General features: G+C 62.9%; 12 protein-coding genes, 1 tRNA gene and 1 pseudogene. 1 reads left to right on the forward strand and 13 read right to left on the reverse strand.

Annotated features, from left to right (window positions below):
- Positions 1-44: 44 nt before the first annotated feature.
- Positions 45-131, forward strand: a tRNA-Leu gene (locus tag BT179_RS17155).
- A 187-nt stretch (positions 132-318) separates the two neighbouring features.
- Here BT179_RS17155 and BT179_RS27235 read toward each other — a convergent pair.
- From BT179_RS27235 to BT179_RS17215, 13 genes and pseudogenes are all read right to left on the reverse strand, one after another.
- Positions 319-1,203, reverse strand: a complete 885-nt coding sequence (locus tag BT179_RS27235; RefSeq protein WP_371264407.1) for a methyl-accepting chemotaxis protein — start codon at positions 1,201-1,203, stop codon at positions 319-321.
- A gap of 21 nt (positions 1,204-1,224) precedes the next feature.
- A pseudogene (locus BT179_RS27240) lies at positions 1,225-2,322 on the reverse strand (methyl-accepting chemotaxis protein); the annotation flags it as partial.
- An 80-nt stretch (positions 2,323-2,402) separates the two neighbouring features.
- Positions 2,403-3,695, reverse strand: coding sequence for an adenylosuccinate synthase (locus BT179_RS17165; protein WP_072398497.1), 1,293 nt, complete (start codon positions 3,693-3,695; stop codon positions 2,403-2,405).
- A 54-nt stretch (positions 3,696-3,749) separates the two neighbouring features.
- Positions 3,750-4,937: an ATP phosphoribosyltransferase regulatory subunit gene (locus BT179_RS17170; RefSeq protein WP_072398498.1), complete on the reverse strand. Its 1,188-nt coding sequence runs from the start codon at positions 4,935-4,937 to the stop codon at positions 3,750-3,752.
- Positions 4,938-5,251: 314 nt separating this feature from the next.
- Positions 5,252-6,121, reverse strand: a complete 870-nt coding sequence (gene hflC, locus BT179_RS17175) for a protease modulator HflC (RefSeq protein WP_072398499.1) — start codon at positions 6,119-6,121, stop codon at positions 5,252-5,254.
- On the reverse strand, positions 6,121-7,287 hold the full coding sequence (gene hflK / locus BT179_RS17180; RefSeq protein ID WP_072398500.1) for an FtsH protease activity modulator HflK: 1,167 nt from the start codon (positions 7,285-7,287) through the stop codon (positions 6,121-6,123). Before hflK ends, hflC begins: the two co-directional genes overlap by 1 nt.
- Positions 7,288-7,372: 85 nt before the next feature.
- A complete protein-coding gene (hflX, locus tag BT179_RS17185; RefSeq protein WP_072398501.1) occupies positions 7,373-8,674 on the reverse strand; it encodes a ribosome rescue GTPase HflX in 1,302 nt (433 codons plus the stop codon).
- A gap of 12 nt (positions 8,675-8,686) precedes the next feature.
- On the reverse strand, positions 8,687-8,947 hold the full coding sequence (gene hfq, locus BT179_RS17190) for an RNA chaperone Hfq (protein WP_072398502.1): 261 nt from the start codon (positions 8,945-8,947) through the stop codon (positions 8,687-8,689).
- A 91-nt stretch (positions 8,948-9,038) separates the two neighbouring features.
- On the reverse strand, positions 9,039-10,010 hold the full coding sequence (gene miaA / locus BT179_RS17195; protein ID WP_072398503.1) for a tRNA (adenosine(37)-N6)-dimethylallyltransferase MiaA: 972 nt from the start codon (positions 10,008-10,010) through the stop codon (positions 9,039-9,041).
- Positions 10,010-11,920, reverse strand: coding sequence for a DNA mismatch repair endonuclease MutL (gene mutL, locus BT179_RS17200; RefSeq protein ID WP_072432314.1), 1,911 nt, complete (start codon positions 11,918-11,920; stop codon positions 10,010-10,012). Before mutL ends, miaA begins: the two co-directional genes overlap by 1 nt.
- On the reverse strand, positions 11,917-13,347 hold the full coding sequence (locus BT179_RS17205; RefSeq protein WP_072398505.1) for an N-acetylmuramoyl-L-alanine amidase: 1,431 nt from the start codon (positions 13,345-13,347) through the stop codon (positions 11,917-11,919). The genes mutL and BT179_RS17205 overlap by 4 nt, the downstream gene beginning before the upstream one ends.
- Positions 13,347-13,817 (reverse strand): tRNA (adenosine(37)-N6)-threonylcarbamoyltransferase complex ATPase subunit type 1 TsaE, encoded by a 471-nt coding sequence (gene tsaE / locus BT179_RS17210; protein WP_072398506.1) that lies wholly within the window; start codon positions 13,815-13,817, stop codon positions 13,347-13,349. The genes BT179_RS17205 and tsaE overlap by 1 nt, the downstream gene beginning before the upstream one ends.
- Entirely contained in the window at positions 13,805-15,304 is a 1,500-nt protein-coding gene (locus BT179_RS17215; RefSeq protein WP_072398507.1) for a bifunctional ADP-dependent NAD(P)H-hydrate dehydratase/NAD(P)H-hydrate epimerase, read from the reverse strand. The genes tsaE and BT179_RS17215 overlap by 13 nt, the downstream gene beginning before the upstream one ends.
- Between the last annotated feature and the right edge of the window lie 43 nt (positions 15,305-15,347).

The raw sequence follows: 15,347 nt of genomic DNA on the forward strand, positions 1-15,347 counted from the left end.
TCCGTATAGTGCGCCACATCAACAGCGGCAACGCTGAAGATGCTGCCCAGATGGTGAAATTGGTAGACACGCCAGCTTCAGGTGCTGGTGACCGCAAGGTCGTGGAAGTTCGAGTCTTCTTCTGGGCACCAATTTCAAGCTTCAAGGTTTTGCCTTGAACCTCACAGAAACCCGCGAAAGCGGGTTTTTGCGTTTCTGCCTCCTTTACTTTCCCGACCACAGCAATCGCAGGCTCGCCCTCATCCGGACAAAGCCGGAAGATCCCCGGACGCAACCCAAGCTCGTGGTCGCGTCCGGACGAATGCCCGGTCAGCCGGATCAGGCCCGGAACTGTCCCAGGCTCGCCTTCAATTGCGCCGCCAGGCTGTCCAGCACCTTACCGCTGGCGGTGGTCTCGACCACAGCCTGGGCCGCCTTCTCGGCCTGGGCATGAATGGTTTCTACCCGCCCGCGAACCGCCTGGGCACCCTGGGCCTGATGAGCTGCCGCCTGGGTCGCCAGGCCGATGGCCGCGTGCACCTGCTCCACAGAGGCCTGCACCGACTGCTGCAGACGAGCACTGTCACGCAATACCAGCAATCCTTCGCTGGCCTGGCGCCCGGCCTGGCCGATTGCAGCCACCGCTTCCCGGGCCCCTTGCTGCAACGCCACGATATGGGCCTGGATATCGCCCGTGGAACTCTGGGTCTTGCTTGCCAGAGCCCGTACCTCATCCGCCACCACCGCAAAGCCGCGCCCGGTCTCCCCGGCCCGCGCAGCCTCGATAGCCGCGTTCAAGGCCAACAGGTTGGTCTGCTCGGCAATACCGTGGATAACCGTCAGCACCACTTCGATCTGCTCGCTCTGCTGGGCCAGCCGCTCGATGACTTTCGCCCCGGTATCCACCTGCCCGGCCAACGCCTCGATCAGGCTGCCTACCTTGGCCGATGTGCGAGTGTTCTCATCGGTGGCCTGGCGAATCTCCACCACCTGCTGCAAGGCCGCCTGCATCGCCTGGCTTTCCGATTGCGCCTCATCAGCCATCTGCGACAAGGCCCGCAGGCTCTCGGCCACTTCATCGCGCTGCATCCCGGCTGCCGCATCGGCACCGGAATTTCGCAAGGTCATCGCACCGATCTCCAGGCCCGTGCGCTGGGCCACGTCACCCGCTTCCCGCACGATGGGCTGCAACTTATCCACAAAGCGATTGACGGCCGATGCCATGTCGCCAATTTCATCCTTGCTGTTGATTTGCACGCGTTTGGTCAGGTCCCCCTCACCCGCCGCCAGGTCATTCATCGCCGCGATCAGCAGCCTCAGGCGATTGACGACCCGGCGCCCCAGCACCACCGCCAACAACACCAGCACGCCGAGGCCCACCAGCGCCAGGCCCAGGCCAATGCGCCAGCGCAAGGTACTCGCGGCCTCTTGCACGGTGCTGGCAGTATTGGTCTGCATTTGGGTAGCAGTGGCCTGGGCCGACTGCAGCCGGCCACGCATGGCAGTGGCACTGTCAGCCGCAGCCCCCTTGAGACTGTCCCCCACCAGCTGGTCGCTGCTGGCGATCAACGCCGAGAATCTCTGGTCCAGCGCCTTCAGGTCGCTTTCCACGGATGCGGTGGAGACCCCCATGAGCACTTTGCCGATTTCCACCCCGTTGGGGCTGATGGAAGCCTCGAGGTAATAGACGGAAGGATCGTTTTTCGCCGCATCCAGGACCTTGTCCAGCGCCCGCTCACCCTTGCCCTTCTCCAGCAGCGCTTTGTTGACCGGATTTTCCCGGTTCAAATAACGGGTCAGGTGTTCGCCATTGGCATCGTCATAAATGACGAAGAGCACATTGGGATTGCGCTGGGCCCGGCGAGCGAATTCGGAAAGCGTCGGAATGTCGCTGTCCCACATGGCACGAGGGGCAACGGAGGCCAGGAGTTGCGCCATATCATTGGCCGACTCCCTCAAGTCTTTTTCCAGAGCGCCCCGCAGCTGTGCCTGCTCTTCCTTCAGGCGCGCGGACAAGCCGGCATTCAGGCGCTGGCGCGTACTGGCAGACAGGCTATCCAGGCTGGAGGTCACCTCGCGCCCGGCCTGCTCCAACTCACCGGAAAGTTTCTGGCTATCAGCCCCCAGGCCCGCACTCAGGTCGGCCTCCAGCGCCGTGACTGTGCTCCGGGTCAGCGCCACAGCCACCAGCACCTGCACCAAAAGGGCGATACCAAGCGTAACGAACACAGGCCGCAGCAAACGGCTTTGTAACAGTGAGAGAACGGCCGACACGTGAAATCCCTCTACCAACGCCATTAATTTGATGGCACCGCTGAACGGGCGCCGATAATGGAGATTCATAGCAAGTGTCGTGCCGCACGGCGACCAGGAACGACAAAGGACCCTAATGAGGGTCCTTTGTTTTGTGCATCAATGACTTATCAGCCAAACGGATGACGCAGAACGATGGTTTCGTTGCGGTCCGGCCCCGTCGAAATAATGTCGATCGGCGCGCCGACCAGCTCTTCGAGACGCTTGATGTAGTTGCGGGCCGCCACAGGCAGCTCTTCCAGGGTCTTGGCACCCACGGTGGACTCGGTCCAGCCCGGCATCTGCTCGTACACCGGCTCCAGGCCGATGTAGCTGTCGGCGTCGGTCGGAGCGTCGATGACAGCGCCGTTCTGGTTCTTGTAGCCCACGCAGATGTTGATGGTCTCCAGACCATCCAGCACGTCCAGCTTGGTCAGGCACAAGCCAGAAATGCTGTTGACGTCGATGGCGCGACGCAGGATCACCGCATCGAACCAGCCGCAACGACGGGCACGCCCGGTAGTGGCACCGAACTCATGCCCGCGCTTGGCCAGGAACGCACCGACGTCATCGAACAGTTCGGTCGGGAACGGACCCGAGCCCACGCGCGTGGTGTAGGCCTTGGTGATGCCCAGGATGTAGTCCACGTACATCGGACCGAAACCCGACCCGGTGGCGATGCCGCCGGCGGTGGTGTTGGAGCTGGTCACGTACGGGTAGGTGCCATGGTCGATGTCCAGCAACGAACCCTGGGCGCCTTCGAACATGATGTCCTTGCCGGCACGACGCAACTCATGCAGCTCAGCGGTGACGTCGAGCATCATCGGCTTGAGCAGCTCGGCGTATTCCATGCACTCGTCCAGCGTCTTCTGGAAATCGATGGCAGGTTCTTTGTAGTAATTGACCAGGACAAAGTTGTGGTAGTCCAGCAACTCACCCAGTTTGGCGGCGAAACGCTCGCGGTGGAACAGATCGCCGATGCGCAGGCCGCGGCGCGCCACCTTGTCTTCGTAGGCAGGGCCGATACCACGACCGGTGGTACCGATCTTCATCTCGCCACGAGCCTTTTCACGGGCCTGGTCCAGCGCAACGTGATAGGACAGGATCAACGGGCAGGACGGGCTGATACGCAGACGCTCGCGCACCGGTACGCCTTTCTCTTCCAGCTTGACGATTTCCCGCAGCAACGCGTCGGGAGCCACCACGACACCGTTGCCGATCAGGCACTGCACGCCTTCACGCAGCACGCCCGACGGAATCAGGTGCAGGACGGTCTTCTCACCGTCGATCACCAGGGTGTGACCTGCGTTGTGGCCACCCTGATAGCGCACTACGGCGGCAGCATGTTCGGTCAGCAGATCGACGATCTTGCCTTTGCCCTCATCACCCCACTGGGTGCCCAGGACTACGACATTCTTACCCATAACACTTGTCCTCATTCGCGCAAACTTGGTGCCGGCCGCAGCCGGCAGGAAAACTCAAGAAGCCAGCGGCAATACCTGCCAAAGCCCGTTGTGCTGAATCAATTGCCGGTCGCAGTCCGCTTCGCGGGCGGCGGCCAAAGGCTGCCCGGGCAATGCCTGGACGACTCGCTGACCCTCACTGCGCAACTGGCAGACTGCTTGCCAGAGTGCCGCATCCGTACTGTCAGGCATCCAGATACCGCCAGACGGTAACTCGACCTCAGCACGCCCCAGGGTCACCAGGGTTTTCAAATCGGTAGAAAAGCCGGTCGCCGGACGAGCACGACCGAAATCGGCGCCGATGTCATCGTAACGACCGCCCTGGGCGATGGACTGGCCCACGCCCGGTACGAACACCGCGAACACCACGCCGGTGTGGTAGTGATAACCGCGCAACTCACCCAGGTCGAAATACAACGGCAGCTCCGGGAAACGCACCGACAACCGCTCGGCTATTGCCAGCAGGTCGTCCAGGGCCGCCAGCACGGGGGCCGGCGCATTCGCCAGGCGATCCCGGGCCGCAACCAGCACCTCACGACCGCCACACAGGCCCACCAGCGCCCGCAGCATGTCGGACAGATCGCTCGGCAAGCCTTCGGTCAGGCTGACGACCTCGTCGATGGCCTTGCGCTGCAAGGCATCGAACAACTGCTGCTCCACTTCGCCGGACAGGCCGGCGGCGCGGGCCAGGCCGCGATAGATGCCGACATGACCCAGGTCCATGTGGACATCCGGTACGTCAGCCAGTTGCAGCATCGCCAACATCAAGCTGATGACTTCCACGTCGCTGCTGGGGCTGGCGTCTCCATACAACTCGGCACCCAGCTGGATGGGGCTGCGAGAAGAAGACAAGGCACGAGGCTGGGCGTGCAGCACGCTGCCGGCATAGCACAGGCGATTAGGGCCTTCCCGGCGCAACGTGTGGGCGTCGATTCGCGCCACTTGCGGCGTGATGTCGGCGCGGAAGCCCATCTGCCGGCCCGACTGCGGGTCGACGACCTTGAAGGTACGCAGGTCCAGGTCCTGGCCCGCGCCGGTCAGCAGGGATTCCAGGTACTCGATATGAGGGGTGACGACAAATTCGTAACCCCAGCTCTGGAACAGATCCAACACCTGCCGACGCGCCACTTCGATACGCGCAGCTTCCGGTGGCAGTACTTCTTCGATGCCATCTGGCAGCAGCCAGCGGTCTACCGTTGCCATTACGCCATTCCCCTATGGTCCGGGCGGCCAGCCTTCGGGCAAGCCTTGAGTGAAGCAGAAAACACCTGTGCCTTTGCACAAACAACGCGCAAGGGCGACGTGACGAAGGGCCAGGAATCGGCCTCGTCCAGCGCTTTCCTCGAAAAACCTGTCGAGTCGTTCAACCCGACGTCTGCAAGCAAAACCACAATCGAACGTGCAGACGCAAAAAAGCCGGGAATTTCCCGGCTGCCGCATCATACACTCGTTTTCCCAAAGGATCACCCCGCCCGACGCTTTAGCCGCCAGGCGGAGTGTTTCAGGTCAACGCTGCATCAAGGCTTGGCCTGTTCCAGGTAGCGGAAAAAGTCGCTGCTCGGATCCAGCACCAGCACATCGGATTTACGCCCGAAGCTTTCACGGTAGGCATGCAGGCTGCGGTAGAACGCGTAGAACTCCTGGTCCTGGCCGTAGGCCTTGGCGTAGATCGCAGCGGCCTGGGCATCGCCATCACCGCGAACCTCTTCCGACTCACGATAAGCCTCGGCCAGCAACACGCGGCGCTGACGATCGGCATCGGCACGGATACCTTCCGCCAGCTCATTACCCTTGGCGCGATGCTCCCGGGCTTCACGCTCACGCTCGGTGCTCATCCGCTCGAAGACGCTGCGATTGACTTCCTTGGGCAGGTCGATGGCCTTGACCCGGACATCGACCACTTCGATACCCAGCTCTTTTTCCGCCATGGTGTTCAAGGAGCGGGTGATATCGGCCATGAGCGCGTCACGCTCACCGGACACCACCTCATGCAGGGTACGCTTACCGAACTGGTCACGCAGGCCCGACTCCAGGCGGCGGGACAAACGTTCGTCGGCGATCTGCTTGAGACCCGAGGTCGCGGTATAGAAACGCTCGGCGTCCTTCACACGCCACTTGGCATAGGCATCCACCATCACGGCTTTCTTTTCCAGCGTCAGGAAGCGTTGCGTCGGCGCATCGAGCGTCATCAGGCGAGCGTCGAACTTGCGCACCTTGTTGACGTACGGCACCTTCACATGCAGCCCTGGCTGGACATCCGCCTCGACCACGCGACCAAATTGCAGCAATACCGCACGTTCGGTCTGGGACACGATGTAGAAGCAGTTCCAGGCAGCGATCGCCACGACGACGCCGACAATAAGGGCGATCAGCGATTTATTGCTCATCAGCGACTCTCCCTGGTACGTGCTTGCTGTTGTTGCTCCACCGCCGCGCGAGTATTCGCTTCAGTGCTGGCGGGTGCCATGCTGGTCGGCGGCGCACTGGTGGCACGACCGCTCTCGATCATCTTGTCCAGCGGCAGGTACAGCAGATTGCTCTGGCCGTTCTTGTTACCGGTCACGAGGACCTTGCTGGTATTGCTGAAGACTTCCTGCATGGTGTCCAGGTAAAGACGCTGACGGGTCACTTCGGGCGCCTTGCGATACTCGGCCACCAGCTTGGTGAAGCGGTCGGCCTCACCCTTGGCGCGGGAGACCACTTCGTCGCGATAACCGTTGGCGTCCTCGATGATGCGCTGGGCCTGGCCACGGGCTTCCGGCACGACGCCGTTGGCGTAGGTTTCGGCCTGGTTTCGCGAGCGCTGCTCGTCTTCACGGGCACGGATCACATCGTCGAAGGCTTCCTGGACTTCACGCGGCGCCGCGGCGCTCTGGACGTTGACCTGAGTGACGGTGATGCCGGTGCGATAGGTATCGAGGAACCGCTGCAGGCGCTCCTTGATCTCGCTGGCCATCAGCTCACGCCCTTCGGTCAGCACCTGATCCATGGCGGTGGAACCCACCACGTGACGCAGGGCACTTTCGGTCGCGTGCTGCAGGCTCACTTCCGGCTGGTCGACGTTCAGCACGAAGTCCTGCAGGTTGGTGATCTTGTACTGCACGGTCAGCGGCACTTCGACGATGTTCTCGTCTTCCGTGAGCATCTGCCCCTGCTTGGTGTAGGCACGCTCACGCGTGACGTTTTCCATGTATTTCTGATCGATCGGCGGGAAATAGATGTTCAGGCCCGGGCCGACAGTCTCGTAGTACTTGCCGAAGCGCAGCACCACGGCCTGCTCCTGCTCGTCCACGACATAGACCGCGCTGTACAGCCAGACGGCGGCGAGCACGACCAGGCCGATGCCGAGCAGGCCGAAACCACCGCCCTTGCCCGGACGACCGCCGTCGTCACCGCGTTTCTTACCACCACCGAACAAACCGTTCAGGCTTTCCTGCAGCTTGCGGAAGGCCTCGTCGAGATCCGGCGGTCCCTTGCGGTCGCCGTTGTTACGACGCTTGCCACCCCAGGGATCCTGATTATTCGAGTTGCCACCCGGCTCATTCCAAGCCATAGCGCTCTCCATCTGATAAAGCAAAGACGCACCCACGGCGCGCCGACCAATGCTACAGAATGCCTGACACAGCGTTCTCAGGCTTTTATTGCAAAGTGTGTTGCTCGATGAACTCCATCGGTCGCAGCCCTTCGCGACTGACCAATCGATTCAACTCAGCACGAGGCAGACGCACCGCCAGCAGGCAGGTACCTTCTTCGTCGTGTTCTTCTTTCTGCACCGCCCCCAGCTCAAAGAACTGGGCACGGAGCCGGGCGAACCGTTGCGGCAGCTTCAGGGTGCCGACAAACAGATCGTTGCCCAGCAACTCCGCCACGGCCTGCTTGAGCAGGTCGAGGCCGGTACCGTCCTGGGCCGACAACCAGACCCGCTGCGGCTTGCCGTCGGCATCGCGCTGGATCTGCGGCTCCACCCCTTCGAGCAAATCGAGTTTGTTGTATACCTCGAGGATCGGCAAGTCCTGGGCCCCGATCTCGCCCAGCACCACCATGACCTGCTCGATCTGCAGCATCCGGTCGGGCTCGGCGGCATCGATCACATGCAGCAGCAGGTCGGAGTTGCTCGACTCTTCGAGCGTAGCCCGGAAAGCCTCGACCAGCTTATGCGGCAAGTGTCGAATGAAACCCACGGTATCGGCCAGCACGATCGGCCCCAGGTCGTCCAGGTCGAGTCGGCGCAGGGTCGGGTCGAGGGTGGCGAACAGCTGGTCGGCGGCGTAGACGTCCGATTGGGTCACGTTATTGAACAGTGTCGACTTGCCGGCGTTGGTATAGCCCACCAGCGAAACCGTCGGGATATCCGCGCGCTTGCGTCCGCGGCGCGACTGCTCGCGCTGGCTGCGGACCTTCTCCAGGCGCCCCTTGATCTGGCGCAGGCGGACCCGCAACAGGCGCCGGTCGGTTTCCAGCTGGGTTTCACCCGGGCCGCGCAGGCCGATACCCCCCTTCTGCCGCTCAAGGTGAGTCCAGCCACGAACCAGACGCGTACTCATGTGCTCGAGCTGGGCCAGTTCGACCTGGAGCTTGCCTTCATGGGTGCGGGCGCGTTGGGCGAAGATATCGAGAATCAGCCCGGTACGGTCGATCACGCGACACTCGAAGACACGTTCGAGGTTACGTTCCTGACTGGGCGTGAGGATGTGATTGAAAATCACCAGATCGACCTGCTCGGCCTTGACCAGGTCGCGCAACTCCTCGACCTTGCCACTGCCGATCAGGAACTTGGCGGTTGGCCGATGACGCGGCACGTTGAAGAACGCGACGGTCTCGGCGCCGGCCGAAAGAGCCAATTCCTGAAACTCCTGCGGATCTTCGCGCGCCTCAGGGTCCTGTCCATCCAAGTGAACGAGAATAGTCCGCTCACCACCACCGTGGCGCTCAAAGAACAAAGGAGACTCCTATCAGGCGTTACCCGGCTCAGCGTCACCGCCATCGGATTCGGTTGCGCTTGGCAGACGAATTGGACGGACCGGCACGACTGTAGAGATAGCGTGTTTGTAGACCATCTGGCTGACGGTGTTTTTCAGAAGGATGACGAACTGGTCGAAAGACTCGATCGTGCCTTGCAGTTTGATCCCGTTGACCAGATAGATGGACACCCCAACTTTCTCTTTACGTAAAGTGTTCAAGTAAGGGTCTTGTAGCGAATGCCCTTTTGACATGTGCCGCACTCCTTTAAGGATCAATAATAAAAATCGGAATCAGATGGCTTGGGCCGTCACACCCCCAAGGATAGACGGCAATTGCAAGGACTCAGCTCAATATGGAGACGGTCCCAAGGTATTTCAAGGCGCGTGGCAGATTGTCGCAATCGAGGCTGTCAAGCCAATGCAGGTCAGTCCAGCTGCGCAACCAGGTGAACTGGCGTTTCGCCAGTTGGCGCGTGGCAATAATCCCACGCTCGCGCATCTCGGCTGACGTCAGCTTGCCGTCCAGGTAGTCCCAGACCTGTCGATAACCCACCGCACGTATAGACGGCAACCCGGCATGCAGGTCACTTCGCTCACGCAGGGCTACGACCTCGTCTATGAATCCCTGTTCCAACATCAATGTGAATCTTTGTTCAATTCGCCGATGCAGCACTTGCCGGTTCGCCGGAGCGATGGCCAGATTCGCGACAGTATAGGGCAATTGTTGCAGTCCCGAAGCGGCTGCTTCAGTACTTTGCGCAGATTGTTGTCGGCGCAGGGCCGTCATGCTCTGGCCACTGACCCGATAAACCTCCAGCGCCCGGCTGAGCCGCTGTGGGTCATTGGGATGGATGCGCGCCGCCGACTCAGGGTCGATGACCGCCAATTGCTCGTGCAGGGCATGCCAGCCAAGGCGCGCGGCTTCTTCTTCGATCTGCGCGCGCACCTCGGGATCGGCCGCCGGCATGTCCGCCAACCCATCGACCAGGGCCTTGTAATACAGCATCGTGCCGCCCACCAGCAGCGGGATGTTGCCCCGTGCAGTGATTTCGGCCATGGCCTGGAGCGCATCACGCCGGAAATCGGCCGCCGAATAAGCCTCGACCGGGTCCAGGATGTCGATCAGGCGGTGGGGAAATTCGGCCAGCAGTTCTTTTGACGGCTTGGCGGTGCCGATGTCCATGCCCCGATAGACCAGGGCCGAATCGACACTGATCAACTCGCAGGGCAGGACCTTGGTCAATTCGATGGCCAGGTCGGTCTTGCCAGCGGCAGTCGGCCCCATCAGGAAAATCGCAGGTGGCAACTGGCTCATCAACGACCGCGCAAAAACAGTTTGTCCAGGTCGTCCAGGCCCAGTTGGGTCCAGGTCGGCCGGCCATGGTTGCATTGGCCGCTGCGCTCGGTGTTCTCCATGTCCCGCAGCAAGCCGTTCATTTCCGGCAAGGCCAGGCGCCGGTTGGCGCGGACCGCGCCATGGCAGGCCATGGTGCCCAGCAGCTCGTTCAGATGCGCCTGGATCCGGTCGCTGGTGCCGTACTCCATCAGATCCGCCAGCACGTCGCTGACCAACCGATTGGCCTCGGCCTGCTTCAGCAGCGCCGGGATCTGCCGGATCGCCAGGGTTTCCGGGCCCAGTCGCTGCAGCTCGAAGCCCAGGCGCTGGAACCAGCCCACATGTTCTTCTGCGCAATCGGCTTCGCGATGGCTGACAGCCAGTGACTCAGGCACCAGCAGCGGCTGGCCGCTGAGCCCTTCGCTGGCCATGGCGATTTTCAGCCGCTCGTACATGATTCGCTCATGAGCGGCATGCATATCCACCAGGACCAGGCCCTGGGCATTTTCCGCCAGGATATAGATGCCCTTGAGCTGCGCCAGGGCGTAGCCCAGCGGCGGGATATCGCCCTGGCCGTCGGGCAACGCCACTGCGCCGGTTTCAGGCAACGGCTTGAAGAATTCCCGATAGGCCGCCTGGGCCTCGGCCGCCGGCACGCTCGATTGCGGGCGCGGGGTGTATTGATACTGATAGCCACCTGCGCCGGAACTCGCCGAGGTGTAGCTCGGTTGCGCCTGGGGCTGCTCCAGCAGGGTATTGGCCGCCAGGCGCATTTCGCCCTGGGGTCCGAATTCGCCGGCTTCCAGTCCGGTTGGACGAACCATCCCGGCCACGGTGGCCGGTGCTGCCAACTGGTCTTCCGGACGCACGTCGCCCAAGGCGCGGTGCAAGGTGCCATAGAGGAAATCGTGCACCATGCGCCCGTCGCGGAAGCGCACCTCATGCTTGGTGGGGTGCACGTTGACGTCCACCACTGAAGGGTCGACCTCGAAAAACAGCACGAAGGTCGGATGCCGACCGTTGAACAACACATCGCGATAGGCCTGGCGCACCGCGTGGGCGACCAGCTTGTCCCGTACCGCCCGGCCGTTCACATAGAAATATTGCAGATCCGCCTGGCTGCGGGAGAAGGTTGGCAACCCGACCCAGCCCCACAGGTGCAGGCCATTGCGCTCGACCTCGATGGGCAAGGCCTGTTCCAGGAAACCCGAGCCGCACACCGCCGCCACGCGCCGGGCACGGGCCGCGTCGTCACGGGCCTCGTGCAGACTGAGAATGGTCTTGCCGTTATGGCGCAAGTGGAACGCCACGTCGAACCGCGCCAGGGCCAGGCGCTTGATGACTTCCTGCAGATGATCGAACTCGGTCTTCTCGGCCTTGAGAAACTTGCGCCGTGCCGGCGTATTGAAAAACAGGTCACGCACTTCCACCGACGTGCCCACCGGATGGGCCGCAGGCTGCACACGAGAGGCCATGTCCCGCCCCTCGGTCTCGACCTGCCAGGCCTGTTCGGCGTCGCGGGTGCGGGAGGTCAGCGTCAGGCGCGACACCGAGCTGATGGAGGCCAGCGCTTCGCCACGAAACCCCAGGCTCATGACCCGTTCGAGATCTTCCAGATCGCGGATCTTGCTGGTGGCATGGCGCGCCAGTGCCAGCGGCAGGTCGTCGGCGGGAATACCGCCACCGTCGTCACGCACCCGCAGCAGCTTGACGCCACCCTGCTCGACGTCCACATCGATGCGCCGGGCACCGGAGTCCAGGCTGTTCTCCAGCAGTTCCTTGATGACCGAAGCCGGGCGCTCGACCACCTCGCCGGCGGCGATCTGGTTCGCCAGCCGGGGACTGAGCAGCTCGATACGGGCGTTGCTGCCGATCACTTCATCGCTCATTGCTTGGACGCCACTTCATTGCCCGGAATGGTCAGGGTCTGGCCGATCTTGAGCTCGTCGCTCTTGAGATTGTTGGCGCTGCGCAAGGTGGCGGGCGACACCTGGTAGCGCACGGCAATCATTGCCAGGGTTTCACCGGGACTGACCCTATGGTCCCGCGGGCCTTGGGCGATCTTGCCGGAGTCACGCAGCCAGGCGATGTAGGTGCCCGGCGGCGGGTTCTGCTGGAAGAACTGGCGTACACCGCTGCTGATGGACCGGGCCAGGGCCTGCTGGTGGCTGGAAGACGTCAGCTTGGAGGCTTCGTTGGCGTTGGAGATGAATCCGGTTTCCACCAGGATCGACGGGATGTCCGGCGACTTGAGCACCATGAAGCCGGCCTGTTCGACACGCTGCTTGTGCAGGGGCGTGACGCGGCCGATATTGCTCAGGACCTTCTGGCCGACATTCAGGCTGGAGGTCAGCGAGGCGGTCATCGACAAATCGAGCAACACACCGGCCAGCATGCGGTCCTTGTCGTCAAGGCTGACGTTGCCGGCACCGCCGATCAGGTCGGAACGGTTTTCGCTGTCGGCCAGCCAGCGAGCAGTCTCGGAGGTGGCGCCCCGGTCGGACAGGGCGAACACCGAGGCCCCGAAGGCCGCGGTCGAAGGTGCCGCGTCGGCATGGATCGAGACGAACAGGTCGGCGCCTTTCTTGCGGGCGATTTCGGTACGACCGCGCAACGGGATGAAATAGTCGCCGGTACGGGTCAGTTCGGCGCGGAAGCCCTTCATGCCGTTGACCTGGCGCTGCAGCTCCCGGGCGATGGACAACACCACGTCTTTTTCGCGCTGCCCACGCGAGCCCGAGGCCCCTGGGTCTTCCCCGCCATGACCGGCATCGATGACCACAATGATATCGCGCTTGCCGGCCGGGGCCGGTGGCAGCTTGATCGCCGGCTCGGTCGGCGTGACCGGCACCGCCGGCACCGTGGCGACATTGGCAGGAGGCGGCGGCGGTGGCGCGGCGTCGGCCGGGTTGTCGAACAGGTCCACCACCAGGCGGTTGCCGTACTGGGCATTGGGCGCCAGGGTGAAGCTTTTCGGGGTGACGGTTTTTTTCAGGTCGATGACCACCCGCAGGTCGGTCGGCGTACGCTGGGCCGAACGCATGGCGGTAATCGGCGTATTGGCGGTGGGCACGTTCAGCGGCGCGCCCAGGGAGGCGCCGTTGATGTCGATCACCAGGCGGTCCGGGGCCGTGAGGGTGAACACGCTGTGCTGCACCGGCCCCGTCAGGTCGAACACCAGTCGCGTGTTGTCCGGCGCCCGCCACAGGCGAACGCTGTTGACCTTTGTCTCAGCCACAGCATCGACGGCCAGTGCCGTAAGCAACAGTCCTACGACAGCAGCCACCGCGCGAAAGCGCATACCAAACCCCATCATCAAATAGTTTCCAGTGCCAATGCGGCACACCACGACTCGCCGCGCGAGCCTTGCGGCGTCAGTTTCAGCGAACGCCCGCCATTCTGCGCGCCAATGGTAATGGTCAGGTCAGGCTTTGGCAAAAAGCCTGCACCCTTGCAGGGCCATTCGATCAGGCACAAGGCATCGTCTTCGAAATAATCACGGATACCGAGAAACTCCAGCTCTTCCGGATCCACCAGTCGATACAAATCGAAATGAAACGCTCGGATATCACCGATCTCGTAGGGCTCCACCAAGGTGAACGTAGGGCTTTTCACCGCGCCGACATGCCCCAGGCCGCGAATGATGCCGCGGGACAAGGTGGTCTTGCCCGCGCCGAGATCGCCTTCCAGGAAGATCAGGCCGTGGCCTGCGGTGACCTGCGCAATGCGAGCACCGAATTGCGTCATGGCCTGCTCGTCGGCCACGTACAGGGTTACTTCAGACAAGGTGACTGCTCCTCCAGCAACTGACGAATGGCCGGAATCAGGTCGGTCGCCGCCAGCCCCCGGCCCGAGCGCCCGACCTGTGCGCCGGCATTGGCGTGCAACCAGACAGCCAGGCAGGCGGCCTCGAAGCCATCCATGCCCTGGGCGAGCAAGGCGCCGATCACCCCGGCCAATACATCTCCGAGGCCGGCCGTGGCCATGGCCGGATGGCCCTGGCCGCAAACCGCCAGGCGACCGTCCGGGCCGGCAACCAGGCTGCCAGCGCCCTTGAGGATTACCGTGGCGGCGTATTTCCTGCTCAGTGCCCGGGCCGCCGCCGGACGATCGGCCTGCACCTGTGCCGTGGAAATATCCAGGAGCCGGGCCGCTTCACCCGGATGCGGAGTGATCACACAGCCCTCGGGCAAACCGACGGCGCCCGCGCTCAGCAGGTTCAGGGCGTCGGCGTCCCATACCTGCGGCACGGAAACGTTGGCCGCCGCCGACAGCAAACTGCGCCCCCAGGCGGCCTGGCCCAACCCGGGGCCCACCACCAGCACGTCCGCCCGCTCCAGCAGGCCCATCAGCTGGTTCGCCGAATGAGTGCCTTGCACCATGACCTCAGGTAAACGCGTCAGCGCAGCCGATACGTGTTCGCTGCGGGTCGCCATGGAAACCATTCCGGCACCGCAACGCAGGGCGCTTTCGGCACTCATCTGGATCGCACCGCCAAATCCCCGGTCGCCGCCGATCAACAGGACGTGCCCGAACGAGCCTTTGTGGGAAGTGGGCGCGCGAGGCGTCAGACGCGGAAGATTTTTTGGTAAGAGCAATCGTGCAGTGGACGGCGCCGATTCAACGATATCCGCATCGGCGTGCAGGTCATCGAAGACCAGCTCACCGACGCGGTCCGCCGCGTCGCCCGTGAACAGGCCCAGCTTCAGACCAATGAAGGTCACCGTCAGGTCGGCCGCGACCGCCGTGCCCAGGACCCGTCCGGTGTCGCTGCACAGGCCGGAAGGAATATCCACCGCGGCGACCGGCAGCCCGCTGACATTGATCGTGTCGATCGCCCGGATATAGGGTTCGCGCACATCACCGCTCAAGCCCGTGCCAAGCAAGGCATCCAGCAGCACCCCTCGCAATTCGGATTCGTCGTTCCACGTCTCCAGCGGCACCCCCACTGCCACGGCCTCGGCATGGGCAATGGCGGCGTCCCCCTGCAGGCGACGAGGCTCACCCACGGTCAGTACCCGCACCGACCAGCCGGCACGGCGGGCCAGGGTCGCCACCAGGAAACCGTCGCCGGCATTATTGCCATGACCGGTCATCACGGTCAGCTCGCCGGCCTGTGGCCAGCGCCGGACGATCGCCCGCCAGGTGGCACGGGCTGCGCGCTGCATCAATTCGAAGCCGGTGGTCCCCGCCGCGATCAGTTGTGCGTCGAGGGCCCGGACCTGCGCGGCACTGTACAGCGCGTCGGGAAAATCATCTTTAGTGTGCGGCATGCGTCTTCAGGCTCCGATGTCTGGCAGAATTATACGCATCTCA

This window comes from Pseudomonas sp. NFACC43 (assembly GCF_900119645.1).
Taxonomy (GTDB): domain Bacteria; phylum Pseudomonadota; class Gammaproteobacteria; order Pseudomonadales; family Pseudomonadaceae; genus Aquipseudomonas.